Source organism: Actinacidiphila oryziradicis (assembly GCF_005047355.1).
Classification (GTDB): Bacteria; Actinomycetota; Actinomycetes; order Streptomycetales; family Streptomycetaceae; genus Actinacidiphila; species Actinacidiphila oryziradicis.
Genome location: NZ_SUMC01000017.1, coordinates 59,068 through 84,320 on the forward strand (window position 1 = coordinate 59,068; position 25,253 = coordinate 84,320).

Annotated in this window: 22 protein-coding genes and 1 tRNA gene; 16 read left to right on the forward strand and 7 right to left on the reverse strand. The window is 70.9% G+C overall.

Annotated elements, in window-relative coordinates; genetic code table 11:
* The first annotated feature begins 4 nt into the window (after nucleotides 1-4).
* From FCI23_RS19090 to FCI23_RS19125, 8 genes are all read left to right on the forward strand, one after another.
* The gene (locus FCI23_RS19090; RefSeq protein ID WP_136725118.1) at nucleotides 5-673 is read left to right on the forward strand and encodes a LysM peptidoglycan-binding domain-containing protein; all 669 of its coding nucleotides are present in this window, start codon (nucleotides 5-7) and stop codon (nucleotides 671-673) included.
* 139 nt (nucleotides 674-812) lie between these two features.
* Nucleotides 813-2,093: a phosphopyruvate hydratase gene (eno, locus tag FCI23_RS19095; protein WP_136725119.1), complete on the forward strand. Its 1,281-nt coding sequence runs from the start codon at nucleotides 813-815 to the stop codon at nucleotides 2,091-2,093.
* Between the two features lie 181 nt (nucleotides 2,094-2,274).
* Complete coding sequence (locus FCI23_RS19100) at nucleotides 2,275-2,757, forward strand: FtsB family cell division protein (RefSeq protein ID WP_136725120.1); 483 nt, start codon at nucleotides 2,275-2,277, stop codon at nucleotides 2,755-2,757.
* A gap of 107 nt (nucleotides 2,758-2,864) precedes the next feature.
* Nucleotides 2,865-3,512 (forward strand): DUF501 domain-containing protein, encoded by a 648-nt coding sequence (locus FCI23_RS19105; RefSeq protein WP_136725121.1) that lies wholly within the window; start codon nucleotides 2,865-2,867, stop codon nucleotides 3,510-3,512.
* On the forward strand, nucleotides 3,509-4,450 hold the full coding sequence (locus FCI23_RS19110) for a Ppx/GppA phosphatase family protein (RefSeq protein WP_136725122.1): 942 nt from the start codon (nucleotides 3,509-3,511) through the stop codon (nucleotides 4,448-4,450). Before FCI23_RS19105 ends, FCI23_RS19110 begins: the two co-directional genes overlap by 4 nt.
* Nucleotides 4,451-4,762: 312 nt before the next feature.
* Entirely contained in the window at nucleotides 4,763-6,145 is a 1,383-nt protein-coding gene (locus tag FCI23_RS19115; RefSeq protein ID WP_136725123.1) for an NAD(P)/FAD-dependent oxidoreductase, read from the forward strand.
* A gap of 150 nt (nucleotides 6,146-6,295) precedes the next feature.
* Nucleotides 6,296-7,585 carry an SAM-dependent methyltransferase gene (locus tag FCI23_RS19120; RefSeq protein ID WP_136725124.1) on the forward strand — a complete coding sequence of 430 codons (1,290 nt, stop codon included), beginning with the start codon at nucleotides 6,296-6,298 and terminating at the stop codon, nucleotides 7,583-7,585.
* A gap of 383 nt (nucleotides 7,586-7,968) precedes the next feature.
* Nucleotides 7,969-8,051 (forward strand) — tRNA-Leu (locus FCI23_RS19125).
* A gap of 50 nt (nucleotides 8,052-8,101) precedes the next feature.
* On the opposite strand, the gene FCI23_RS19130 is transcribed toward FCI23_RS19125, so the two are convergent.
* Nucleotides 8,102-8,683, reverse strand: coding sequence for a flavoprotein (locus FCI23_RS19130; RefSeq protein ID WP_211265398.1), 582 nt, complete (start codon nucleotides 8,681-8,683; stop codon nucleotides 8,102-8,104).
* 209 nt (nucleotides 8,684-8,892) lie between these two features.
* Here FCI23_RS19130 and FCI23_RS19135 point away from each other — a divergent pair, with 209 nt between their 5' ends.
* Entirely contained in the window at nucleotides 8,893-9,714 is an 822-nt protein-coding gene (locus tag FCI23_RS19135; RefSeq protein WP_136725125.1) for a Bax inhibitor-1/YccA family protein, read from the forward strand.
* A 282-nt stretch (nucleotides 9,715-9,996) separates the two neighbouring features.
* Here the strand turns inward: FCI23_RS19135 and FCI23_RS19140 are convergent, their stop codons facing one another.
* Entirely contained in the window at nucleotides 9,997-10,227 is a 231-nt protein-coding gene (locus FCI23_RS19140; RefSeq protein ID WP_136725126.1) for a DUF4287 domain-containing protein, read from the reverse strand.
* A gap of 107 nt (nucleotides 10,228-10,334) precedes the next feature.
* Between FCI23_RS19140 and FCI23_RS19145 the strand changes: the two genes are divergently transcribed.
* Complete coding sequence (locus FCI23_RS19145; protein WP_136725127.1) at nucleotides 10,335-10,658, forward strand: hypothetical protein; 324 nt, start codon at nucleotides 10,335-10,337, stop codon at nucleotides 10,656-10,658.
* Between the two features lie 247 nt (nucleotides 10,659-10,905).
* Here the strand turns inward: FCI23_RS19145 and FCI23_RS19150 are convergent, their stop codons facing one another.
* The 4 genes from FCI23_RS19150 to FCI23_RS19165 form a co-directional block, all read right to left on the reverse strand.
* The gene (locus FCI23_RS19150) at nucleotides 10,906-11,655 is read right to left on the reverse strand and encodes a hypothetical protein (RefSeq protein ID WP_407645993.1); all 750 of its coding nucleotides are present in this window, start codon (nucleotides 11,653-11,655) and stop codon (nucleotides 10,906-10,908) included.
* A 232-nt stretch (nucleotides 11,656-11,887) separates the two neighbouring features.
* Nucleotides 11,888-13,108, reverse strand: a complete 1,221-nt coding sequence (locus FCI23_RS19155; protein ID WP_136725128.1) for an acetyl-CoA C-acetyltransferase — start codon at nucleotides 13,106-13,108, stop codon at nucleotides 11,888-11,890.
* Between the two features lie 237 nt (nucleotides 13,109-13,345).
* Nucleotides 13,346-14,362, reverse strand: a complete 1,017-nt coding sequence (locus FCI23_RS19160) for an SGNH/GDSL hydrolase family protein (protein ID WP_246143830.1) — start codon at nucleotides 14,360-14,362, stop codon at nucleotides 13,346-13,348.
* A 79-nt stretch (nucleotides 14,363-14,441) separates the two neighbouring features.
* Nucleotides 14,442-15,221, reverse strand: a complete 780-nt coding sequence (locus tag FCI23_RS19165) for a helix-turn-helix transcriptional regulator (RefSeq protein ID WP_136725129.1) — start codon at nucleotides 15,219-15,221, stop codon at nucleotides 14,442-14,444.
* A gap of 171 nt (nucleotides 15,222-15,392) precedes the next feature.
* On the opposite strand from FCI23_RS19165, the gene FCI23_RS19170 reads away from it, so the two are divergent.
* The 5 genes from FCI23_RS19170 to FCI23_RS19190 all read left to right on the forward strand — a co-directional run bounded on the left by FCI23_RS19170 (nucleotide 15,393) and on the right by FCI23_RS19190 (nucleotide 21,951).
* Nucleotides 15,393-16,781 (forward strand): cystathionine beta-synthase, encoded by a 1,389-nt coding sequence (locus FCI23_RS19170; protein WP_136725130.1) that lies wholly within the window; start codon nucleotides 15,393-15,395, stop codon nucleotides 16,779-16,781.
* A 589-nt stretch (nucleotides 16,782-17,370) separates the two neighbouring features.
* Nucleotides 17,371-18,717 (forward strand): AMP-binding protein, encoded by a 1,347-nt coding sequence (locus tag FCI23_RS19175; protein ID WP_211265400.1) that lies wholly within the window; start codon nucleotides 17,371-17,373, stop codon nucleotides 18,715-18,717.
* A gap of 171 nt (nucleotides 18,718-18,888) precedes the next feature.
* On the forward strand, nucleotides 18,889-20,379 hold the full coding sequence (locus tag FCI23_RS19180; RefSeq protein ID WP_407645994.1) for an aromatic amino acid lyase: 1,491 nt from the start codon (nucleotides 18,889-18,891) through the stop codon (nucleotides 20,377-20,379).
* Nucleotides 20,380-20,431: 52 nt separating this feature from the next.
* A complete protein-coding gene (locus FCI23_RS19185; protein ID WP_136725132.1) occupies nucleotides 20,432-21,283 on the forward strand; it encodes a MurR/RpiR family transcriptional regulator in 852 nt (283 codons plus the stop codon).
* Nucleotides 21,284-21,369: 86 nt separating this feature from the next.
* Nucleotides 21,370-21,951: a hypothetical protein gene (locus FCI23_RS19190; protein ID WP_136725133.1), complete on the forward strand. Its 582-nt coding sequence runs from the start codon at nucleotides 21,370-21,372 to the stop codon at nucleotides 21,949-21,951.
* Between the two features lie 157 nt (nucleotides 21,952-22,108).
* On the opposite strand, the gene FCI23_RS19195 is transcribed toward FCI23_RS19190, so the two are convergent.
* On the reverse strand, nucleotides 22,109-23,473 hold the full coding sequence (locus FCI23_RS19195) for a type III PLP-dependent enzyme domain-containing protein (RefSeq protein ID WP_246143831.1): 1,365 nt from the start codon (nucleotides 23,471-23,473) through the stop codon (nucleotides 22,109-22,111).
* Nucleotides 23,474-23,560: 87 nt separating this feature from the next.
* On the opposite strand from FCI23_RS19195, the gene hutU reads away from it, so the two are divergent.
* Nucleotides 23,561-25,234, forward strand: coding sequence for a urocanate hydratase (gene hutU / locus FCI23_RS19200; RefSeq protein ID WP_136725135.1), 1,674 nt, complete (start codon nucleotides 23,561-23,563; stop codon nucleotides 25,232-25,234).
* The last annotated feature ends 19 nt before the right edge of the window (nucleotides 25,235-25,253 follow it).

The window sequence follows — 25,253 nt, forward strand, 5'->3', positions numbered from 1 at the left end:
ATTGATGCTTCGTCGTGCCTCCAAGGCCGTTCGTTACGCCACCCTCGGTGCCGTTGCCACCGCCACGATCACCACTCCGTTGATCGCCGCCACCTCCGCCTCCGCCGCCACCACCTCCCAGTGGGACAAGGTCGCCTCGTGCGAGTCCGGCGGCAACTGGTCCATCAACACCGGCAACGGCTACTACGGCGGCCTGCAGTTCACCTCTTCCACCTGGGCCGCGTACGGCGGCCACTCCTACGCCTCGCAGGCCAACCAGGCCGGCAAGGGAGCGCAGATAGCCGTCGCGGAGAAGGTCCTGTCCAGCCAGGGCAAGGGCGCCTGGCCCGTCTGCGGCACCGGCCTGACTTCCGGCGGCTACACCGGCAGCGGCAGCGGCAGCGGCAGCGGCAACAGCAGCAGCGGAACGTCGGCCCACACCGACTCCTCCGCGGCCGGCCGGTCCACGCACCGCGCCGCCAGGACCCCCTCGGCCCCGGCCCGCACCTACTCCGCGCCCGTTACGGTGAAGAAGGGCAACGGCGAGTACAAGGTCGTCTCCGGCGACACCCTCTCCAGGATCGCCGCAGCCCAGCACGTCGGCGGTGGCTGGAAGAAGCTCCTTGAGCTGAACAAGGACATCGTCGCCCACGCCGACCTCATCTACCCGGGCCAGCAGCTGCACCTCAGCTGAAGCTGAGCTGAACAGAGGTCGCATCCGACCCCATGCCGCCCCGGCCGGGCACGCCTTCCCCCGAGCGTGTCCGGCCGGGGCTTTTCCCTTCGGTTAGGCTCGTGTCGAAAAACAAGAGACATCCCCAAAGGAGACACACGTGCCGTCCATCGACGTCGTCGTAGCCCGGGAAATCCTCGACTCGCGAGGCAACCCCACCGTCGAGGTCGAGGTCGGCCTCGACGACGGCAGCACCGGCCGGGCCGCCGTCCCGTCCGGCGCCTCCACCGGTGCCTTCGAGGCCCTTGAGCTCCGCGACGGCGACAAGAGCCGCTACATGGGCAAGGGTGTCGAGAAGGCCGTCCTGGCCGTCATCGAGCAGATCGGTCCGGAGCTGGTCGGCTACGACGCCACCGAGCAGCGCCTGATCGACCAGGCGATGTTCGACCTGGACGCCACCCCGGACAAGTCCTCGCTCGGCGCCAACGCCATCCTCGGTGTCTCCCTCGCCGTGGCCCACGCCGCCTCCGAGGCCTCCGACCTGCCGCTCTTCCGGTACCTGGGCGGCCCGAACGCTCACGTCCTGCCTGTCCCGATGATGAACATCCTCAATGGCGGTTCGCACGCGGACTCGAACGTCGACATCCAGGAATTCATGATCGCCCCGATCGGCGCGGAGTCCTTCTCCGAGGCGCTGCGCTGGGGTGCCGAGGTCTACCACACCCTCAAGGCGGTCCTGAAGGAGCGCGGGCTGTCCACCGGTCTCGGCGACGAGGGCGGCTTCGCCCCGAACCTCGAGTCCAACCGCGCCGCCCTCGACCTCATCGTCGAGGCCATCAAGAAGGCCGGCTACACCCCGGGCCAGGACATCGGGCTCGCGCTGGACGTCGCCGCGTCCGAGTTCTACAAGGACGGCAGTTACGAGTTCGAGGGCAAGGCCCTCTCCGCCGCCGAGCTCACCGCGTACTACGCCGAGCTCGTCGACGCGTACCCGCTGGTCTCCATCGAGGACCCGCTGTTCGAGGACGACTGGGACGGCTGGAAGACCCTCACCGAGCAGCTCGGCGACAAGGTGCAGATCGTCGGTGACGACCTCTTCGTCACCAACCCGGAGCGTCTGCAGAAGGGCATCGACAACAACACGGCCAACGCGCTGCTGGTCAAGGTCAACCAGATCGGCTCCCTCACCGAGACCCTCGACGCGGTGGAGCTCGCGCAGCGCAACGGGTACAAGTGCATGATGTCGCACCGGTCGGGCGAGACCGAGGACGTCACCATCGCGGACCTGGCTGTCGCCACGAACTGCGGCCAGATCAAGACGGGCGCCCCGGCGCGGTCGGAGCGGGTCGCCAAGTACAACCAGCTCCTGCGCATCGAGGAGATCCTCGACGACGCGGCGGTCTACGCGGGCCGCTCCGCGTTCCCGCGCTTCAAGGGCTGACGTCGGCGCCGGGCGGGCTCTTCGGAGTCCGCCCGGCGGGCTGTGGCCGGTCCGGCCGCCGCAGCTGATATGCCTTCCCCAGCCACCTCCCCCAGCCTTCGGCCGGGAGGTGCCCCCAGGAGGTGCCCCCAGCGGTAGCGGCCGGACAGGCCCTGACCAGGAACCCCACGGGAGGTGACAAGTGCCGGATCGTTTTTCCACCGCGACCAGGCTGAGAGCCCTCGGCGCGCAGGCCCAGGCCCGCGTCTACCGGGCCACCGGCGGGCGCCCGGCTGTGCGGCGCAACAAGCTCACCGGCCGTGCGGCGCTGCTCGCGCTCGTCGTGTGCGCGCTGATCGTCGCCCTTGCCTACCCCATGCGGCAGTACGTTGCCCAGCGCTCGCAAATCGACGACCAGCGCGAACAGGCCAAGCAAGAGCAGAAGCAGGTCGACCAGCTCAGCGAGCAGAAGGCCCGCTGGCAGGATCCGGAGTACGTCAAGGCGCAGGCGCGCGAGCATCTGCACTACGTCATGCCGGGCGAGACCGGCTATACGATGGTGGACCCCTCCGCGAGCGCCTCGCCCTCCGTGCGCCACACCTCGGACGAGAGCGCCGCCCGGAACCCCTGGTACGCCAACCTCTGGAGCGGCGTCGACTACACGGACACCGCCGCCGGCCGCTGACGCGGCACCCGAATCCGTCAGACCGTCAATGACCCGGACGACCACGCACGGCCACGCACGGCCACGTACGACCCCGTCCGAAGAGAAGCGAAGAGAAGCCTCCAGGCATGGAAACGCCCCCGCCGAAGACCGAGCCCACCGCGCCGACCGACGCGGACGTCGCCGCGCTCAGGGAGCAGCTCGGCCGCCCGCCCCGCGGCCTGCGCGCCATCGCCCACCGATGCCCGTGCGGCAACCCGGATGTCGTCGAGACGGCCCCGAGGCTGGAGGACGGGACACCCTTCCCGACCCTCTACTACCTGACCTGCCCGCGCGCCGCCTCCGCCATCGGCACCCTGGAGGCCGACGGTGTCATGAAGGAGATGACGGCCCGTCTCGCCGAGGACCCGGAGCTGGCCGCCGCGTACCGGCGTGCCCACGAGGACTACATCGAGCGCCGCGACGCCATCGAGGTCCTGGAAGGCTTCCCGAGCGCCGGCGGCATGCCGGACCGGGTGAAGTGCCTGCACGTCCTCGTCGGCCACTCGCTGGCCGCCGGCCCCGGTGTGAACCCGCTGGGCGACGAGGCCATCGCGATGCTGCCGGAGTGGTGGCGCAAGGGGCCGTGCGTTATGCCTCTCGGCCCGCCGGATCCGGCCGACGGCTGGCAGGTACACCGCTCCGGCGGGGGCGGCGATCGCGGCTGGTTCGCGTTCGAGCCGCTCGACCGGGACGCCCCGGCAACCCCGGAAGCTCCGGAAGGAGACGCCAAGTGACCCGCGTGGCCGCCATCGACTGCGGCACCAACTCCATCCGCCTTCTGGTCGCCGACGCCGACTTCGCCACCGGCGCCATCAAGGACCTGGACCGCCGGATGACCATCGTCCGGCTCGGCCAGGACGTGGACCGCACCGGCCGGCTCGCCCCCGAGGCGCTGGAGCGTACCTTCGCCGCCTGCCGCGAGTACGCCGCCGTCATCAGGGAGCTCGGCGCGGAGCAGGTGCGCTTCGTCGCCACCTCCGCGTCCCGTGACGCCTCCAACCGCGAGGACTTCGTACGCGGTGTCGTGGACATCCTGGGCGTCGAGCCCGAGGTGATCACGGGGGCGCAGGAGGCGGAGTTCTCCTTCACCGGCGCCACGAAGGAGCTGGCGGGCCGCGACCATCTGGCCAAGCCGTATCTCGTCGTCGACATCGGCGGCGGCTCGACCGAGTTCGTGGTGGGTGACGAGACCGTCGAGGCGGCCTGCTCGGTCGACATCGGCTGCGTACGGATGACCGAACGCCATCTCGTCCGCGACGGCGAAATCATCGACCCGCCCACCCCCGGCACGATCGCGGCCATAAAGGCCGACATCAAGGCCGCCCTGGACCTGGCCGAGGAAACGGTCCCGCTGACCCGGGCCCGCACCCTCGTCGGGCTGGCCGGGTCGGTGACGACCGTGGCCGCGATCGCGCAGGGACTGACCGGGTACGACCCGGTGGCGATCCACCACTCCCGGGTCAGCGTCGGCCAGGTCCGGGAGATCACCGGGTGGCTGCTGTCGGCGAGCCACGCGGAGCGCGCCGCGAACCCCGTCATCCACCCCGGGCGGGTGGATGTCATCGGCGCCGGAGCGCTCGTACTGCTCCAGATCATGGAGCGGATCGGCGCCGAAGAAGTCGTGGTGAGCGAGCACGACATCCTCGACGGCATCGCCTGGTCACTCGCCTGACAAACGAACTTCGTGAATTTCTTCACATGAAGTTCCTGCCTCATGGTCCACTTTTCGTGGATCCCGGGGCGGGGGTGCCCCCAGGACCCCCTGAGGGCGGGTGTTTCAGGGGCATTAAGGACGCCCGTCGAGGGGTCCGTACATGTCGATCGCCGCTGCTCAGAGGGGGCGCTCAACGCCCGGTCCATGCGCCGGGTTCCCGCTCCGGGTTGTGGCTCTGATCACGAAGCGGCGCAGTGTAGCAGAGGGTATGGGGAAGCTTGTGAAGGGGCTCACGAGCTACCCCCCGGGGGGTGCTGGATACTCGATTCCATGAGCACAACGGAGCGTCCCAGGATCCTCGTAGTAGGCGGTGGGTACGTCGGCCTGTACGCGGCCCGGCGCATCCTTAAGAAGATGCGCTATGGCGAGGCGACCGTCACAGTCGTCGACCCGCGTTCATATATGACGTACCAGCCCTTCCTGCCCGAAGCCGCCGCCGGCAGCATCTCTCCCCGCCATGTCGTGGTGCCGCTTCGCCGTGTGCTCCCCAAGGCGGAGGTCCTCACCGGCCGGGTCACAAGCATCGACCAGGACCGCAAGGTCGCGGTCGTCGAGCCGCTCGTGGGTGAGTCCTACGAGCTGCCGTTCGATTATCTGGTCATAGCCCTCGGCGCGGTCTCCCGCACCTTCCCGATCCCCGGTCTCGCCGAGAACGGCATCGGCATGAAGGGCATCGAGGAGGCCATCGGCCTGCGCAACCACGTCCTTGAGCAGCTCGACAGGGCCGACTCCACGCAAGACGAGGACATCCGCCGCCAGGCGCTCACCTTCGTCTTCGTCGGCGGTGGCTTCGCGGGCGCGGAGACCATTGGCGAGGTCGAGGACATGGCCCGCGACGCCGCCAAGTACTACCCGAACGTCACCCGCGAGGACATGCGGTTCATCCTCGTAGACGCAGCCGACAAGATCCTCCCCGAGGTCGGCCCGGAACTGGGCGCCTGGGGTCTGGAGCACCTGCGCGAGCGCGGCGTCGAGGTCTTCCTCAGCACGTCCATGAAGTCCTGCGTCGACAAGCACGTGGTCCTCGCCAACGGCCTCGAGGTGGACGCCTCCACGATCGTCTGGACGGCCGGCGTCAAGCCGAACCCCGCCCTCGCCAAGTTCGGCCTCCCGCTCGGCCCGCGCGGCCATGTCGACACCGCCCCGACCCTCCAGGTCCAGGGCGCCGACTACATCTGGTCCGCCGGCGACAACGCCCAGGTCCCCGACCTCGCCACCGGCCCCGGCGCCTGGTGCCCGCCCAACGCCCAGCACGCGCTGCGCCAGGCCAAGGTCCTCGGCGACAACGTCATCTCCGGCATGCGCGGCTTCCCGCAGCACGAGTACAAGCACAGCAACATGGGTGCCGTCGCCGGCCTCGGCCTGCACAAGGGCGTCGCCATGCTGAAGTTCGGCAAGGTCAAGCTCCGCTTCAAGGGCCGCCTCGCCTGGTACTTCCACCGTGGCTACCACGGCATGGCCGTCCCGACCTTCAACCGCAAGTTCCGGGTCCTCGCGGACTGGACCCTCGCCGCGTTCCTCAAGCGCGAGGTCGTCTCCCTCGGTGCCATGGAGCACCCCCGCGAGGAGTTCTACGAGGCCGCCAAGCCCGCCCCGGCCCCCAAGGCCATGGTCCCGGCCCCGGCAGAGGCCGAGAAGGCCAAGGCTTCCTGACCAGCCGAGCCGGCAGTACGTTCCGAAGGGCGTCCGCCATCCGTGGCGCGGGCGCCCTTCGGCGTGGCAGAAGGCTGCAATCGGGATTAAGGTTGTAACGTGCATCTGTTTATCTAGGGATGGGAACCCTTCCCGATGGAGGTGCGCACTATGGCTGAAGCGGCCGGACGGCTGACCGCACTCGCCGAGCAAACGCTCGGCTCCCCCTTCCCGCTCCGCATCCGTGCCTGGGACGGCAGTGAGGCCGGTCCCCCCGACGCCCCGGCGGCGTTGGTCGTACGGAACCGGAAAGCGCTCCGGCGGTTGCTCTGGTCGCCCGGCGAACTGGGGCTGGCCCGGGCCTGGGTGGCCGGGGACCTTGACATCGACGGGGACTTCTACAGCGCGCTCGACGAGCTGTCCTCCCTGGTCTGGCACCGCGGCGACGAGGGCCGGCCGCCGCTGCGGCAGGCCCTCGGCGCGCTGCGCGAGGCGCTCGTGCTCGCCGGTCCAGGACCGGCCCCGGCGCCGCCGCCGGAGGAAGCGCGGCGGGGCCGCCGCTTCGGCCGGCACAGTCCGCGCCGCGACCGGGCGGCGATCAGTCACCACTACGACGTGGGCAACGACTTCTACGAGCTGGTCCTCGGCCCGTCCATGGTCTACTCGTGCGCCTACTGGGAGAGGGGCAGCGAGGGCACCCTCGAAGAGGCCCAGCGCGCGAAGCTCGACCTGATCTGCCGCAAGCTGGACCTCCGGCCCGGCCAGCGGCTGCTCGACGTCGGCTGCGGCTGGGGCTCCATGGTCCTGCACGCCGCCGAGGAGTACGGCGTCCACGCCACCGGCATCACCCTCTCCACCGAGCAGGCCGCCTACGCCCGCAAGCGGATCGCCGAGGCCGGGCTGACGGACCGTATCGACATCCGGGTCCAGGACTACCGGGCCGTCTCCGACGGCCCCTTCGACGCCATCTCCTCCATCGGCATGGCCGAACACGTCGGCCGGGAGCAGTACCGCGCCTACGCCGCCGTCCTGTACGGGCTCCTGCGGCCCGGCGGCCGGCTCCTCAACCATCAGATCGCCCGCCGCCCGCAGGCCGACGAGGGGGCCTACGAAGTCGACAAGTTCATCGACCGCTACGTCTTCCCGGACGGTGAACTCGCCCCGATCGGCTCCACGGTCTCCCGCCTGGAAGAGGCCGGCTTCGAGGTCCGCGACGTCGAGGCGCTGCGCGAGCACTACGCCCTCACTCTGCGCCAATGGGTCGCCAACATCGAGGCCCACTGGGACGAGGCCGTCCGCCTCACCACTCCGGGCCGGGCCCGCGTCTGGCGCCTCTACATGGCCGCCTCGGCGCTGTCCTTCGAGCAGAACCGCATCGGCGTCAACCAGGTGCTCGCCACCCGCACCCCGTCCGGCGGGGATTCCGGAATGCCGCCCACCCGTGCGGACTGGCTGACCTAACCCCCGGATTGGCACGAAAGGAGTCCAACTGGCCCGGCCCTCCGCGTCCGACGCGGGGGGCCGGCTGCGGTTCCGGACGCCTCGAAGATGAACCCGGCCCGGTCCGGGGGCAGTTGGCGTGTGCCTCGGTACGGGACGTATGTACGCCGTCGTCCCACTTGCGAATGACAGCCGCTCCGGACCGCGTTGCAGGGGGAAAGCGATTTCGCGTCACATGCGCGAGGCCTATGCCCGGGCCCCACAGGGGCCCGGCCTGTGGCCGACCGTCGAAAGTCGGCCTGATGGCCCATCAGTTGGCCATAAAATCAGACAACATGGCGCCGACGCCCCCCTGGCCGACCCGCCTTCCCGGATAGGCTCATGACGCGCTCATGCGTCGCCCTGCCCGGATGGTGGAATGCAGACACGGCGAGCTTAAACCTCGCTGCCCCTTGCGGGCGTACCGGTTCGAGTCCGGTTCCGGGCACTCTCCCGCCATGGGCGCGCACTTGGTCTTCCTGCCCAGGTACCCGCACTTCAGGATTGCACTCCTGATTGCCGATGAATTTCGTTTTCCGCTGCCGCGAGGATCGCGGCCCACGGTATCCGCACATTACCCGGTTCCCGGCGAGGCTCGTGCAGCGGCCACACATCAGGGCCGTGGACGAGCCGGACGCCGCCCCGCCGCAGCGCGGCGATGTGCCCTTCCCACGCGGGGTGACGGGCATGGGCGGCGTTGATCCGCGGGAAGAGGACGACGGGCACCCCAGGGGTCCCGATCGCCTCGGCGACTTGCGTCAGGGCCTGGTTGTCGCCGAATCCGGTCGCGAGCTTCGCCACTGTGTTGGCGCTGGCCGGAGCGACCACCAAGCAGTCGGCGTACGGATGGGGACGGGCCTCGGACGGCAGCCGGGGCTCGTCGCGGACAGGCAGGCCGGTCAGCTTCTCCAGGAGCTCCAGCTCCCTGATGTCGCGCAGCCAGCGGCCGGCGGTCGGGGTAAGGGTCACCGCCACCTGCCAGCCGTGCTCGATCGCGGGCCGCACAAGCCCGGTCCGCAACTCTTCCAGCCCATCGGTCGCACAGCCGATGGCCCCGAGCACTCCACGTCGTGCGGGCACCGGTCCCCCGTTTCCTGCTTGATCGGGTCGGTTCCGCCCAGCCTACGAAGGGGCCTGCCCGGGCGGCGCCGGTCCGCCCGCTGGTCACCTCTTCCCCTAAGAGGGCGATTCCGGGGAAGATCCCCCTTGATCCCCTTGGGTCAGCCCATTTTCTTTGCCAATCCATTACTGTGTATCGAAGCCGTGCAGTGCGGCCATGGAGGAGTGCGATGAGGAGCAGTAACCCGATCTTCTCCCGGCGGGGATTCTCCCGCGGGGACGGCGGCTACGCGGGCTTCGGAGGGCAGCCGCAGCAGGCCTACGGAGGTCCGAACCCTTACAGCGGTACGCCCGAACAGTTGCAGCAGATGTACCAGGCCCCGCCGGCCGGCCCGCTGCAGACCGGGCGCATGACAATGGACGACGTCGTCATGCGCACTGGCATGACGCTCGGCACGGTGGCGGTCGGTGCCGCGGTCGGCTGGTTCGCGCTGGCGGGCAGCTTCGGCGTCGCCATCGGTGCCATGCTCATCGCGATGGTGCTCGGCCTGGTGCAGTCCTTCAAGCGCGAGCCGGTGCCCGCGCTGATCCTGGGATACGCGGCCTTCGAGGGCATCTTCCTCGGGGTGATCAGCGAGCTTTACAACCAGCAGTGGTCCGGTGCGCCGCTGCAGGCCGTACTGAGCACGATGGCGGTCTCCGGGGGCATGCTCATCGCGTACCGGACCCGGCTGATCCGGGTCACCGCCCGGTACCAGCGGATCGGTATGGCGATCGCCATCGGCTTCCTGCTGTTGCTGGTCGTCAACATGGTTCTGGGCCTCTTCGGCGCCGACCTGGGTCTGCGCAGCGGTGGGCTCGGCATCCTTGTCGCCATCGTGGGCGTGCTGCTCGGTGCGTTCTTCCTGTCGCTGGACTTCAAGCAGATCGAGGACGGCATCCAGTACGGCGCCCCGCAGCGGGAGTCCTGGCTGGCAGCCTTCGGGCTGACGCTCTCCCTGGTGTGGATCTACTTGGAGATGCTGCGGCTGATCTCCATCCTGCGCGACTAGGGCCTGTCCGGCCGATCTCCGTGGGAGAAGGAGCGGGGTCTGGCGCCTGTGATCGCAAGGCGGAGGAGGGAGGCGACGCGGAGCGTCGTCGACTGACGACAACGCCGCGAGCTCCCCCAGCTACCGCTGGGAGGTGCCCCCAGTGCCAGGGCACGCGACGCCGCGGAGATCGGCCGGACAGGCCCTAGGCCCCCGGCGCTGTTGGGGGACAGGCTTATGGCAACGGGCCCTGGAAGTCGACGACTTCCAGGGCCCGTTGCCATATGCGTGCGGGCAGGCGGGCTACAGAAGTTTGCGCGCGGCACGCCTCAAGTCGTATTCGTGGACGATCGCCTTGGCGTGTCCATAGGACAGGTCGTGCTCGCTGCGGAGCCAGCTGACTTTCTCGTCGAAGCGGAGGAATGCGGGGCCGTCATCGACCGTGCGAAGCCATTCGCGGACCTCGCGGCCAGTGCATTGTGGGATGCGGGAGAGCAGGTTCCGGTGGGTTTCCTCGGAGAAGATCATTGACATTGGCGCCTCCGGTATGTGTGCCGGTTACCCCACCGTGCCTTAGCGGTCGGCCATTGGCAACAGTCGGCGGCATCCTCTTGCGGGTACGCGCCGGTAGGCTCCCCTTCATGCTCGACTGCGCTACTCTCCTCCGCGCTGTGGACCGGCTCGCCGGCCGCTTCCGCGCCCTGCCGCAGAGCCGCCTGCGTGGCGCAGTGGCGGAGGCGGGTCTCGCGCTCGCCCGTGAGCTGGCGGCCGAGGCGCAGCGGATCGAATTCCCCGGGCGCGAGGTGCGGATCATTCCGGACGAGGGGGTTTTCGTGGTCGGCGACCAGATCGCGGTGGCGGGGCATGAGCTGGCGGCGGCGCTTGAGCCGTATCCCGCGTACGAGGAGCGGCTGGACGCGGCGGTCCGGCGCGTAGAGGCCGTGGCCAAGGCCTGCGGCCTCTAGTCCCTGTCCGGGCGATCTCCGCGGCGTCGCGTGCCCTGGCACTGGGGGCACCTCCTGGGGGCACCTCCCGGCCGAAGGCTGGGGGAGGTAGCTGGGGGAGCTCGCGGCGTTGTCGTCGGTCAACGATGCTCCGCGTCGCTTCCTTCCTCCGCCTTGCGATCGCAGGCACCAGACCCCGCCCACGGAGATCGCCCGGACAGGGCCCAGGGCCTGCCCGGGCGCAGCGGCCAGGCCCTGGGCCTGGCCGTCAGAGGGACGCCACTACCCGGTCCGCCAGGATGTAGACGCTCTCCTCGCCATAGGTGAAGGTCAGGGCGTAGGCGCCGGCGATGGCCGAGCCGCCGAGGAGGACGGGGATCTCGCCGCGGTCGAGGGCGTCGGAGAGCTGGAGGGCGGTCTCGCGGTGGCCTGGGGTCATGCAGAGGGTGGTGCCGTCGGCGAAGACGTAGACGTCGAGCGTGCCGAGGGGGCCGGGGCGGACATCGGCGAGGGGAACGCCGTCGTCGGCGAGCTCGGCGAGGCGCTCGGCGGTCTGCTCCTGGTTGGCGACGACGGGGGAGGGGAAGCCGAAGTCGGGGCTGGAGGGGTGCGCCGGGGCCGGGAGGCCGCCGGAGTCCAGGCCCGCGAGGTCGGCCTGGCGGGGCATGTACGGCCCGAAGGGCAGTACCTCGTAGTCGGAGTGCTCCGCACCGGGCACGGGCCCGGTGGCGCCCAAGAAGGGCGTGTCGGCGCCCTCGCGGGCTTCCTGGGCGGCCCAGAAGGCGCGGGCCTCGGAGAGCTCCCGCTCGCGCTCGTCGGCGAGTGCGTCGGCGACGGCGGCGCGTATGTCGGTGGTGTCGGGGGCCGTACGGGCCCTGGGTACGGCGATGGCCGCCCGGGCTGCGGCGAGGTCCGCGCGCAGGGCGGCGAGTTCCCGGCGCAGTCCGTGTGCCGAGAGCAGGGCGACAGACCCCACGGCCCCGGCAGCTCCCGCGGCCGTAAGCAGAACGAGGAACATGGCGCTCACTGGTGTACTCCCGACTGTGCAATCCCGAGCAGGTTCGTCCTTCCGTTCCATAACTGTGCACTGAAACCCTTGGCCTTTGCACTGCGGAACGTCACCATTTGGGCGGATCTTTGACCCTCGCCCGAATGAGGAGGGCCCACCTGACCTGCGTAGAAGCGCGCCCCAGGAGAGAAAATCACATCCCGGGGGCGCTTCTATTGCGATTCGGGTCACACGCTCGATTTTAGGAAAGACGTTCGATAACCATGGCCATGCCCTGGCCACCGCCGACGCACATCGTCTCCAGGCCGAACTGCTTGTCGTGGTGCTGAAGGGAATTGATCAAGGTGGTGGTGATACGGGCGCCGGTCATACCGAACGGATGTCCGACAGCGATGGCCCCGCCATTCACATTGAGGCGGTCGATGTCGATACCGAGGCCCCGGTAGGAAGGGATGACCTGGGCCGCGAAGGCCTCATTGATCTCGACCAGGTCGATGTCGCCGATGCCCAGCCCGGCGCGCCGCAGCGCCTGCGTGGACGCCTCCACCGGGCCGTAGCCCATGATCTCCGGCGACAGGCCGGACACGCCGGTCGACACCACTCGGGCCAGCGGCGTGATGCCCAGCTCGCGCGCCTTCGAGTCGGACATGATCACGAGGGCCGCGGCGCCGTCATTGAGCGGGCAGCAGTTGCCCGCCGTCACCGTGCCGTCGGGGCGGAAGACCGGCTTCAGGCCCTGCACCGCTTCGAGGGTGACCCCGGCGCGCGGGCCGTCGTCCTTCGAGACGACGGTCCCGTCCGGGAGGGTCACCGGAGTGATCTCGCGCTCCCAGAAGCCGTTCTTGATGGCTTCCTCGGCGAGATTCTGGGACCGCACACCGAATTCGTCCTGCTCCTGACGCGTGATGCCCTTCAGCGCCGCCAGATTCTCCGCCGTCTGCCCCATCGCGATGTACGGGTCCGGGAGCAGCTCGTCCTCGCGCGGGTCGTGCCATTCGCCGGCGCCTTGTTCGGCGCGGGCGGTGGTGCGGCCCTCCGCCTCTGCGAAGAGCGGGTTCTTCGTGTCCGGCAGCCCGTCGGAGCTGCCCTTGACGCTGCGGGACACCATCTCGACGCCGGCCGAGATGAACACGTCCCCCTCGCCCGCCTTGATGGCGTGCAGTGCCATCCGGGTCGTCTGCAGGGACGAGGAACAGTAGCGGGTGATCGTGCAGCCCGGCAGGTGGTCCATACCCAGCTGTACGGCGACGATCCGGCCCAGGTTGTAGCCCTGCTCGCCGCCGGGCAGGCCGCAGCCCAGCATCAGGTCGTCGATCTCGCGCGGATCGAGCTGCGGGATCTTCGCGAGGGCGGTCCGGACGATCGTGGCGGTGAGATCGTCCGGGCGGAGATCCTTCAGGGATCCCTTGAACGCCCGTCCGATCGGCGAACGGGCGGCAGAGACGATCACGGCTTCGGGCATCGCGGGCTCCTCGGCGGGGCGGGACTCTCTCGGGACTCCCTGCGAAGTTACCTGCGCGTATCGAATGAGTCACGTTCTGCGCGCTGTGACGCGGGCCTCTTTCTGAGCGATCGCTTAGGGCGGGTGTCGGGGTGGGGGGTTTGCCTCACCCCCCACCGGCCGGTGGGCCCGCCCCACCACCGGCCCACCCACACAGCTGGGCACCGCCCGCGTCCCCGCTCAGCGCAGCGCGAAGCGTCAGGCCGGGGCGGGTTCGGTGGGGGTGAGGCGGTGGCGGCGGCGCCGTTTGAGCAGGGCCCAGCGGCCGCGGGGACCGGAGCCGGAGACGGTGCCGGTGGCGGCGGTGACTTCGGTGCCGCCTTCGGCGGCGGCTTCGACGGCGGCCTGGGCCACGGGCAGGAAGCCCTCGCCGCGCCGGGAGTCGGGCCGCTCGTCCTGCGCGGGCCAGAGCCCGAGCGTGGCGCAGACGGTCGGGAGCATGGCCATCGCGGCCGTCGCGTACCCCTCGGCGGAAGGGTGGTAGTTGTCCGGGCCGAACATTTCGCGGGGCCGGGCCTCGAACTCGGGCCCGAGCAGAGCACCGAGCGACACCGTACGGCCACCGAGGCCGACCACGGCGATGGTCTGCGCGGCGGCCAGCTGGCGGCTCAGCCGGCGGGCGACCCAGCGAAGCGGCTGGTACACCGGTTCGACCGACCCCAGGTCGGGGCACGTCCCGACGATGACCTCGCACCCCGCGTCGCGCAGCCGCCGTACGGCGTCGGCGAGGAGCCGGACCGACTTCGCCGGGGGCATCCGCTGGGTGACGTCATTCGCGCCGATCATGATCACGCAGACGTTGGGGTGCGGCGACTGCGGGTCCAGAAGGAGGGAGACCTGGCGCGCCAGGTCGGTGGACTGCGCGCCGGGATTCGCCACGTTCACCAGCTGTACGGGCCGCTCCGCGACGGCCGCCAGCCCCGACGCGACCAGCGCGGCCGGGGTCTCGCCGGCCAGCGCCACGCCCTGGCCGGCGGCCGTCGAGTCGCCGAGGAACCCCAGCCGGACCGGCGGCTCTTGCCCCGGACGGGCGAACGCCGCGCCGTAGCGGCCGTCCGCACGCGGCGGTACGTCCGCCGAGCCGCCGACGACCTTTCGCGCCAGCTGCATCTCGGTGAGCAGAACGCCGACGGCCATTCCGCCCAGCAGTCCGATGCCACCGCCTCCGTATGCCGCAGCGGTCGCGATGCGCCGGGCCACCCTTGCTCTCGACATCTAGCGGGTCCACCTCCCGAAGGTCTGAGGTATCCGTACAACAATTTGTTGCCCAATCATGTGTCCCCTGCAACGCCCATTACGCCAGCCGCTGCTGCGCCACGTACCAGGCGAGCTGCGTCCGGTTGGCGGTGCCGGTGGACTCCATGAGGCCGCGGATGCGGCGCTGGAGGGTGCGCAGCGAGATGCCGAGCTGGCCGGCGATCGCCTTGTCGGGCAGGCCGGACATGAGGAGGGAGAGCAGCTGTGCGTCGAGGGCCGGGGAGACGGGGAGGCCGGGATCGGGGTCGCCGGTGGGGAAGCGCAGCGGTGTGCCGCGCAGCCAGCGGTCCTCGAAGAGTTCGATGAGGGCGTCGAGTACGACCGACTGGTGGAGCAGGAGCAGACCACCTGAGGTGAAGTCGCTATGGCCGCTGACCAGCGGGAGGAGGGCGTGCTCATTGTCGACGATCATCAGCTTCAGCGGCACCCGCGGGGTGGCGCGGGCCTGCTCGCCGGGCGGCACGAAGCCGGGCAGTTCGGTGGCGCCCGGGTGGGTCAGCGCGCTGTTCTCGTACAGGGAGCGGTAGACGATGCCCGCGGCGAGCCGCTCCTCCTGCACGGGGTTGCCCTGCATGACGTAAGGGGGCCGGACAAAGGTCAGCACCTCCTTGCGGGCCTCGCGCTGGAGCTGGTCGATGCGGTGCTCCTGCTCGGCCCGGCCATAGAGGACCTCCGCAAGGTCGGGCGGCCAGCTGCGGGGCTGCTGCGGGGGCCCGGCGGCGAGGGCGGTCACGACGTCGCGCACCTCTGCCAGCTCGGCCTCCGCGGCGGCGATCCGGCTCAGCGCGGCCGTGTAGAGACGCTGCTCCTCGGGCATTTCACACCCCCAGGTGTCTTGGACGCGCCGCTGCGGACTCTACCGTCCGGTATGTCACAGGCGCGTGAAGCGTCATGGGGCCGCTGAGGCGCGTTGAGCTGACAGACGGCCCGGGGCAAGCGGTTTTGCGCTTACTCTGGCCTCACAATCTCGGAGAACCCGGAGACAACGGTGCAGTTCCACGACTCGATGATCAGCCTTGTCGGCAACACCCCGCTGGTACGGCTGAACAATGTGACCTCGGGGGTTCAGGCGACCGTCCTGGCCAAGGTCGAGTACTTCAACCCCGGCGGCTCGGTCAAGGACCGTATCGCCCTGCGCATGATCGAGGCGGCGGAGGAGAGCGGGCAGCTCAAGCCCGGTGGCACGATCGTGGAGCCGACCTCGGGGAACACCGGGGTCGGGCTGGCGATCGTCGCGCAGCAGAAGGGGTACCACTGCGTCTTCGTCTGCCCGGACAAGGTGTCCACGGACAAGATCAATGTGCTGCGGGCGTACGGCGCCGAGGTCGTGGTCTGCCCGACGGCCGTGGATCCGGAGCACCCGGACTCGTACTACAACGTCTCGGACCGGCTGGTCGCGGAGACGCCGAACGCCTGGAAGCCCGACCAGTACAGCAACCCCAACAACGCCCTGTCCCACTACGAGTCCACCGGTCCCGAGCTGTGGCAGCAGACGGAGGGGAAGATCACCCACTTCGTGGCGGGCGTCGGCACCGGCGGCACCATCTCCGGCACCGGCCGGTATCTGAAGGACGCCAGCGAGGGCCGGGTCCAGGTCATCGGCGCCGACCCCGAGGGCTCCGTCTACAGCGGCGGCTCCGGGCGGCCGTATCTGATCGAGGGCGTCGGCGAGGACTTCTGGCCGACCGCGTACGACCGCACGGTGGCGGACGAGATCGTCGCGGTCTCCGACAAGGACGCCTTCCAGATGACCCGGCGGCTCGCGAAGGAGGAGGGCCTGCTGGTCGGCGGCTCCTGCGGGATGGCGGTCGTGGCGGCGCTGCGCGTCGCGGAGCGGCTCGGGCCGGACGACGTGGTGGTCGTACTGCTGCCGGACAGCGGGCGCGGGTATCTGTCGAAGATCTTCAACGACGAGTGGATGGCCGACTACGGCTTCCTGGAGGAGGGCGGCCAGCAGGCGCGCGTCAGCGACGTCCTGGACCGCAAGGACGGCGGCATCCCGCACCTTGTGCACATGCACCCCGACGAGACGGTCGGCCAGGCGATCGAGGTGCTGCGCGAGTACGGCGTCTCGCAGATGCCGATCGTCAAGCCGGGCGCCGGCCACCCGGATGTCATGGCGGCGGAGGTCATCGGCTCCGTCGTGGAGCGCGAGCTGCTCGACGCGCTGTTCACCAAGCGCGCCACCCTCGACGACCCGCTGGAGCAGCACATGTGTGCCCCGCTTCCGCAGGTCGGCTCGGGTGAGCCGGTCGGCGACCTGATGGCGGTCCTCGGAGTGGCGGACGCGGCGATCGTGCTGGTGGAGGGCAAGCCGACGGGTGTCGTCAGCCGGCAGGACCTGCTCGCGTTCCTGGCGCAGGACGCGGCGAAGTAGAACGCCCGCGGCCATGTCGGAGAACTTCGCCGAAGTGGTACATCAGTGTCACGTACCGGCAGCACGCGCTTAACACGAGTCCGGCACATTGGTGGATGTCAGCAGGACGACAACCCAAGAATGTGGCGCCAAGGACCTCCGGAGCGGCTCCCGGAATCCATGGTTGCCCTGGATGCGAGAGCCCGGCCCTGACCCGGTCCGCGTCCCTCGCGGGGACCGCCGTCGTCCCGCCCCCCGGACAACCGGGGGTGCGGCGGTCCCCGCGCAATCTTCACCACGAGCGGCTCGCGCCACGGCGCGGGCCGCTCGTCTGGTTGAGTGACCCGCGTGATCATCATCGATGCTGATTCTGTGTCCGACGCTGTGGCAGCCCGCACCCGGCACCCGGCCGGACGGCCGTCGCCCGGCGCGGCCAGGGCGCGCTGATCGACGGGGCGCCGGTACGGACCCGTAGCGGCGCGGACGAATGCGGACACCGTACGGAGCCCGGCGGCCTTTGGCAGTGGGGTAAACCCCCCCGACCGGACCGGGGGCGGGCCCCGTAGAGTCGCGATGGCGTCCTTTGCGCCCTGACGGAAGGAGCGGACCCGTGTCCCTGCCCCTGCTGGCGGCCCTCACCGCGTCCGAGGGCGACCGCCCCGACGCGGTCCAGGTGGCCGGAGTCGCCCTCTCGCGCGAGCAGTTGCTCGGCGCGGCGGGCGCGGTCGCCGCCCGGATCGCCGGTGCGCCCGCCGTGGCTGTGGACGCGACGGCCACCGCCGAGACGGTCGTCGCCGTCGTCGGCGGCCTCCTCGCCGGGGTGCCGGTCGTGCCCGTACCGCCGGACTCCGGGCCGGCGGAGCGCGAGCACATCCTCCACGACTCCGGCGCTGTCCCGCTGCCCCCGGTCGACCTCGCGGAACGCGGCGACTGGGCCAGGCCCGGGACACGCCCGGACGCGACCGCTTTCATCCTCTATACGTCGGGTACCACCGGCGCCCCCAAGGGCGTCCTCATGCCGCGCCAGGCCGTCGCCGCCGACCTCGACGCCCTCGCCGAGGCCTGGGAGTGGACCGCCGACGACACGCTCGTACACGGGTTGCCGCTCTTCCATGTGCACGGCCTTGTGCTCGGTGTCCTCGGCCCCCTGCGCATCGGCAGCCGCCTCCTCCACACCGGACGGCCCACCCCGGCCGCCTACGCCGCGGCGGCAGGGACCCTCTACTTCGGCGTCCCGACCGTGTGGAGCCGCGTCACCCAGGACGCCTCCGCCGCGCGGGCGCTGCGCGGCGCGCGGCTCCTGGTGTCGGGCAGCGCCCCGCTGCCCGCGCCCGTCTTCCGCGACCTGGAGGCGCTCACCGGGCAGCGGCCCGTCGAGCGGTACGGCATGACCGAGACCCTCATCACGGTCAGCACGCGGGCCGGCGGCGAGCGCCGGCCCGGCTCCGTGGGCCTTCCCCTGCCGGGGATCCGGACCCGAGTGGCGGCCGAGCCCGGCGCCGAGATCGGCGAACTGCAGCTCACCGGTCCCACTCTGTTCGACGGCTACCTCGGGCGCCCCGAGGCCACCGCGGCGTCGTTCACGGAGGACGGCTGGTTCCGGACCGGTGACATCGCGGCCATCGAGCCCGACGGCATGCACCGCATCGTCGGGCGCGCCTCGACGGATCTCATCAAGTCCGGCGGCTACCGCATCGGCGCCGGCGAGGTCGAGAACGCGCTGCTGGACCACCCCTCGGTCCGTGAGGCGGCGGTGATCGGCGCGCCTCATGCCGATCTCGGGCAGGAGATCGTCGCCTATGTCGTCGCCGAGGGCGAGATCGGCGAGCGCGAACTCATCGACTTCGTCGCGGGGCACCTGTCGGTGCATAAGCGGCCGCGCAAGGTCCGCTTCCTGGACGCGTTGCCGCGCAACGCGATGGGGAAGCCGCAGAAGCGTTTGTTGCCGCCGGCCTGAGGGGTTTTCCCCCGCCCGCCCACCCGTTGCTCGACACCGTACGGGCCCACCCCCGCCCCACTCCCTGGGCTGTCCGGAAAAGTGCCTCTTGCCTCGACTGCATATGTTCATGCAGAGTCTCACTATCTGAATGGAGACAGGCGCGGACGCAAAGGTTTGAGGTCGCTCATGATGTTGTCTCAGATCACGGACGCCCGCGAGGGGGTCGTCGTTACCCTCGACGGCGGCCGAATGACTGTCGGCCACATCGCCGCCCTCGTGGACGGCGGAGCGCGTGCCGCGCTGGATCCGTACGCCCTCGAAGGCGTCCAGAGGTCCTGGCTCGCCGCCGCCGAGCTCGCGGCCGCGGGGCCCGTCTACGGCCGGACGACCGGTGTCGGCGTCAACCGCATGGTCGCGGTCGCCACCGGGGACATCGACAGCCACGGGCTCCGGCTGCTGCGCAGCCATGCCGGGGCGATCGGCGGCCGGGTGCCGGGCAGGGAGGCCCGGGCGATGATCGCGGTACGGCTCAATCAACTGCTGGCGGGGGGCGCGGGACTGCGCACGGAGGTCGTTGCCGCGCTCGCGCAGGCGCTGGCCGCGGGCGCGCATCCCGTAATCCACGAATACGGGGCCGTGGGCACCGGCGACATCGCGGCACTCGCCCAACTGGGCCTCGCGCTGGTCGGCGAACACCCCTGGGAGGGCGGGCCGCCGCCCGCGCCGATCGCTGTCGGCACGGGCGACGCGCTGGCACTGATCAGCAGCAATGCCCTCACCCTGGGCCAGTCGGCCCTCGCGCTGCACGAACTGCACGGCCTGCTCCGCGCCACGCACGCGGTCGGGGCACTGTCCCTGCTCGCCGTCGGCGGCTCGCTGGAGGCTTACGCGGCTCCTGTCCACGCCGCCCGCCCGCACCCCGGCGCGGTGACCAGCGCGGCGGAGATACGCCGCTTCCTGGGAGCCCCGGACTGCCCGGTGACACCGAGCGGGGTACGGATCCAGGACCCGTACGCCTTCCGCTGTCTGCCGCAGATCCACGGGACCGCCCTGGACGCGGCGGACGCCCTCGACCAGGTGCTGCGGATCGAGATCAACGCCGCCGCCGAGAATCCCCTGATCCGGATCGGTCCGAGCGGCCCGAGCGCCTGGCACCACGGAAACTTCTTCACCGCCCACACGGCGCTCTCCCTCGACATGCTGCGGCTCGCCGTGCTCCAGACCGCGCAACTGTCCACCGCCCGGATCGGCGCCCTCGCCGATCCGGGACTGACCGGGCTGCGGCCCTTTCTGGCCGACGGCCCGTCCGCCGGGTCGGGGATGATGATCCTTGAGTACGCCGCCGCCGGGGCCCTCGCCGAACTGCGAACCTGCGCCACACCCGCCACCCTCGGCAACGCCGTGCTCTCGCGCGGCCTCGAAGAACAGGCCAGCTTCGCCTCCCAGGGCGCCCGCCTCACCCTACGCGCCGTCACTGCCTTCCGACACGTGCTGGCCTGCGAACTTGTCACGGCGCTGCGGGCGCTGCGCCAGCACGCCCTGGTACCGGACCCGGCGCTGCCCGTCGGGCAGGCCTATGCGGCTGCCGCCGAGGCACTCGCCTCGGAAATGGCCGACCGGCCGCTCACCGGAGATGTCGCGGTGGCCGCAGGGTTGTTGGACGGGATGGGCGGACTGTGAACATGGCAGTGTGGTGAAAAACCGAAGAACCCACGGGGATAGCGTGAACGTTATGGTTCCTGAGAACGACGGCGCGTCGGCGCGTCTGATGAAGCTGTTCGAAGCGCAGCGGCTCACGCCCACTCAGCGCCGTATCGCGCACTGCCTCGTACGGCGTGCCGGGGAGGCGCCGTACCTGTCCAGCGTCGAGGTCGCCGAACTCGCGGGCGTCAGCCAGCCCTCCGTCACTCGGTTCGCTGTCGCCCTCGGCTTCGACGGCTACCCCGCGCTGCGCAAGCACCTGCGCGAGGTGGCGCCCGGCGCCGCGTCGCCGGACGCGGCCACGGATTCGTACAACGAGTACCAGGAAGCCGTACACGCCGAGATCGAGAACCTCCGGCATCTCGCCGCCCTGCTCGCCGACCCCGCGCCGGTCGCCCGCGCCGCCACCCTCCTCGCCGCCTCCCAGCCACTCCTGGTCCTCGGACTGCGCGCCGCCTCCGCGCAGGCGGCAGGCTTCGCCTACTTCGCGGCCAAGGTCCACCCGGATGTGCGGCTGCTCGACGAGGGCGGCACCATGTTCGCCGACCGGCTCGACGCCGCCGTGCGGGCCGGCGCCACCGCCATGATGTGCTTCGCGCTGCCCCGGCATCCGCGTGAACTCGTGGACGCGCTCGCCTACGCCAAGGGCGCCGGGCTGACCGTCGTCACCGTCGCGGACAGTGCCTTCGCGCCCGTCGCCGCCCACTCCGACCTGCTGCTGCCGGCCGCGGTCGGCACCGGCCTCGCCTTCGACACGGCATGCGCGCCGATGCTGCTCGGGCGGGTTCTGATCGAGGCCATGTGCGATTCGCTGCCGGAGGCGCAGGCGCGGCTGGAGGCCTTCGACGCGAGGGCCGCGGAGCGCGGGCTCTTCGTGGAGTAGCCGAATCGCGTCCGTCTTAACGCGATTCTGAGATTTGCTGAGTAACCTCCCCTGCAATCAGCCAGACGGACAAGAGGAGGACGGTCGTGACACGCGGGGCTTACGTCCTGGCACGAGTGGCGGTGATGATCCGCGTACCGGCGCGGTGGCTGTGGTGGCTGGGGGTGCTCGCCGCCGGCATCGGGCTCTTCGTACCCAGCCTCACGGGCCGCCGGATCGGCGTTCTCGGCGGCGCGGCGCTGTTCATCATCGCGGCGGCAATCACGTACGTGGTCCGGCGGAGGCGGTACGTCAAACTCGCCGACGGGGCGACACGGGCCGCGAAGTCGGCCTTCCTCCAGGACCGCCGGGTGACCGCCCGTATCTGGTCCCGGGCACACCGCTGGTGGCTCCTCGCCGCGTTTGCCGTCGCCCTCGGCTCCTCCGCCGCGGCCCCCGCCGCCGGCGGCATGCTCCTCGCCGGGGCCGGCGCGGGCCTGTGGGCCAAGGCCCGCTGGCTGGGCCGCTGGGAGCGCCGCCACGGCGCCCTGCTGTGGGTACGCCCGGAATGGGCCGCCCCCCGCGGGCCCGTCGGCCGCGGCGTTTCCGGCTACCAGTCCACCGGCCCCGCCGCGGGTGACGCCGGCCCCGGCGGTGCCCGCGTAGCCGTTGCCCGGGGCGGCCGCTAGCTCCTGCGCCGGGTTGCCCGGCGCGGCAGGTTGCCCGGCTGCCGGGGTGCCGGTTCCGCCCCCTCTGCGATGGTTGCCGATCCTCCCCCAGCTACCTCCCCCGGCCGAAGGCTGGGGGAGGTAGCTGGGCCCCGCCGGACGGCGCGCCCGGTGCAGGTCAGGCGGCGCTGCCGGGGCGCAGGGAGGTGAGGCCGTCCGCGTAGGCGGCGCCGCTCTCCGCGAGGAGTTCCTCGCGGGTCTGGGCTGCCCGGACCAGCCCGAACCGCACCGCGCCGCCAGCGCGAGCGAACCCGTAAATCGCCGGCCGCAGAAGCGAGTTGTACGCGAAGTGGTTCGAGAAGTAGTACGCCCCCGTGTCGAGCAGCGCGACATGGTCGCCCGCTTCCAGCCCCGGCAGCATGCGCCCCCGCGCCACAAGGTCACCCGCGAAGCAGCAGGGCCCGGCGACGTCCTGGACGACCCGCTCACCGCCCTTGGGGCGGCCGTACGCGTCCAGGGCCAGCACGCGCAGCGGCCAGGCGTCGGGCGCGAAGACGGTACGGGTGGCGACCTGGGCCCCCGCATGGGTGACCGCGATGCGCCGGCCGCCGGCGGACTTGACGTACTCGACGCGGGCGAGAATCGCCCCGCGCTTGGCGAGCAGCGAGCGCCCGAACTCGGTGACGATGGCGTACCGCCCGCTGAAGAGCCCGGGGACGGCGCTGCGCAGCAGATCGGCGTAGCGGCGGAAGCCGGGCCGGACGTCGTCGGAGTCGAAGTTGACCGGCAGTCCGCCGCCGATGTCGATGGTCGTGACCTGGGGGCGGCCGACGGCTGCGTTGATGCGCTCGGCGAGGTCGTGGACGGCGCGGACGCCGGCGGCCATGAGCTCCAGGGGCATCCCCTGGGATCCGGTGTGGACGTGCAGCCGGGTGAGCCAGGGCCGGTCGAGGTAGGCGCGCAGGACCCAGTCCTCCGCGCCCGGATCCCGTAGTGCGATGCCGAATTTCGAGTGGTCCGTGGCGGTGCTCATCGCCCCGATCGTGCCGCCGCCGATCTGCGGATTGATCCGCAGCCCGAGCGGGGAGCCGGTGGAGGCGGAACCGACCACAAGCGCGTCGATCCGCGCCAGCTCCTGCGGATTGTCCGCGTTGACGGCGATGCCCAGCGCCAGAGCTTCCCGCAGTTCGTCCACCGTCTTCGCGGGCGAGTCGAGCACGATGCGGTCCGCCGGTACGCCCGCGGCGCGGGCCAGCGCGAGTTCACCCGGACTGGCGACCTCCGCACCGACCCCGTGGGTGGTGAGCAGCCGCAGCACCGGTACGAGCGAGGCGGCTTTGACGGCCAGGGTGTGGGTGACGGTGACGCCGGGCGTGTCGAAGGCGGCGCGCAGGTCGGCCACGGTCGCCTCGATACCGGCCACGTCCAGCAGCCCGGCCACCGGCCGGTCCGGCCCGACCAGCCCCTGCTCGACTGCCGCGCGAAAGGCCACGCGCAAGGCCGCGCCCAAGGCGTCGTCGTCCACACTCATGAGGTCACCCATGAGGCCATCCCACCACATGCTATTGACTAGCAATATTCATCACGCCAGGATGTGAATGACTCAATCCAGTCACGAGGAGGCAGCGCCATGGCGGGACCGAGCGTCGCGAGGACGGTACGCGCACCACGCGGGAGCACGTTGAGCGCTCAGGGCTGGCAGCAGGAAGCCGCCCTCCGCATGCTGCAGAACAACCTCGACCCGGAGGTCGCGGAGCATCCCGAGAAGCTCGTCGTCTACGGCGGCACGGGGAAGGCGGCCCGCGACTGGCGCTCGTTCGACGCGATGGTCCGTACGCTGCAGAGCCTGAAGCAGGACGAGACGATGCTGGTGCAGTCCGGCCGCCCCGTCGGCGTCATGCAGACGCACGAGTGGGCGCCGCGCGTGCTGATCGCCAACTCCAACCTGGTCGGCGACTGGGCCAACTGGGAGGAGTTCCGCCGCCTGGAGGCGCTCGGGCTCACGATGTACGGCCAGATGACGGCCGGCTCGTGGATCTACATCGGCACGCAGGGCATCCTGCAGGGCACGTACGAGACCTTCGCGGCCATCGCCGCCAAACGCTTCGGTGACACCCTCGCCGGGACGATCACCCTCACCGCCGGTCTCGGCGGCATGGGCGGCGCCCAGCCGCTGGCGGTGACGATGAACGGCGGCGTCGCGATCTGTATCGACTGCGACCCGCGGGCCATCGAGCGCCGCATCGAGCACCGCTTCCTGGACGTACGCGCCGACTCCCTCACCCACGCGCTCGCCCTGGCGACCGAGGCCCGCGACCAGCGCAGGGCCCTGTCGATCGGGGTGCTCGGCAATGCCGCCGAGCTGCTCCCGCAGCTGCTCGCGATGAACGCGCCGATCGACATCGTCACGGACCAGACCTCGGCCCATGACCCGCTGGCGTACCTCCCGCTCGGCGTCGACTTCGCCGACATGGCCTCCTTCGCGGCCGAGAAGCCCGCCGAGTTCACCCAGCGGGCGCGGGAGTCGATGGCCCGGCATGTGGAGGCGATGGTCGGCTTCCAGGACGCCGGTGCCGAGGTATTCGACTACGGCAACTCCATCCGCGGCGAGGCCCAGCTCGCGGGCTACGAACGGGCGTTCGCCTTCCCCGGCTTCGTACCCGCCTACATCCGGCCGCTCTTCTGCGAGGGCAAGGGCCCCTTCCGGTGGGCGGCCCTGTCCGGCGATCCGGCCGACATCGCCAAGACCGACAAGGCGATCCTCGAACTCTTCCCGGAGAACGAGTCCCTGCACCGCTGGATCAAGCTCGCCGGCGAACGCGTCCACTTCCAGGGTCTCCCCGCCCGCATCTGCTGGCTCGGCTACGGCGAACGCGACAAGGCGGGCGAGCGCTTCAACGAGATGGTCGCCGACGGCACCCTCGCCGCCCCCGTCGTCATCGGGCGCGATCACCTGGACTGCGGGTCCGTCGCCTCCCCCTACCGCGAGACCGAGGCCATGCTCGACGGGTCGGACGCCATCGCCGACTGGCCGCTCCTCAACGCCATGGTCAACGTCGCCTCCGGCGCTTCCTGGGTCTCCATCCACCACGGCGGCGGCGTCGGCATGGGCCGTTCCATCCACGCCGGCCAGGTGACGGTGGCCGACGGCACGAAGCTCGCGGGCGAGAAGATCCGCCGCGTCCTCACGAACGACCCCGGCATGGGCGTCATCCGGCACGTCGACGCGGGCTACGACATCGCCGACGAGGTCGCCGCCGAGCGCGGCGTACGCGTGCCCATGCGCGAGGGGGACCCGGCGTGACCGCTGACAATCCAGCCCG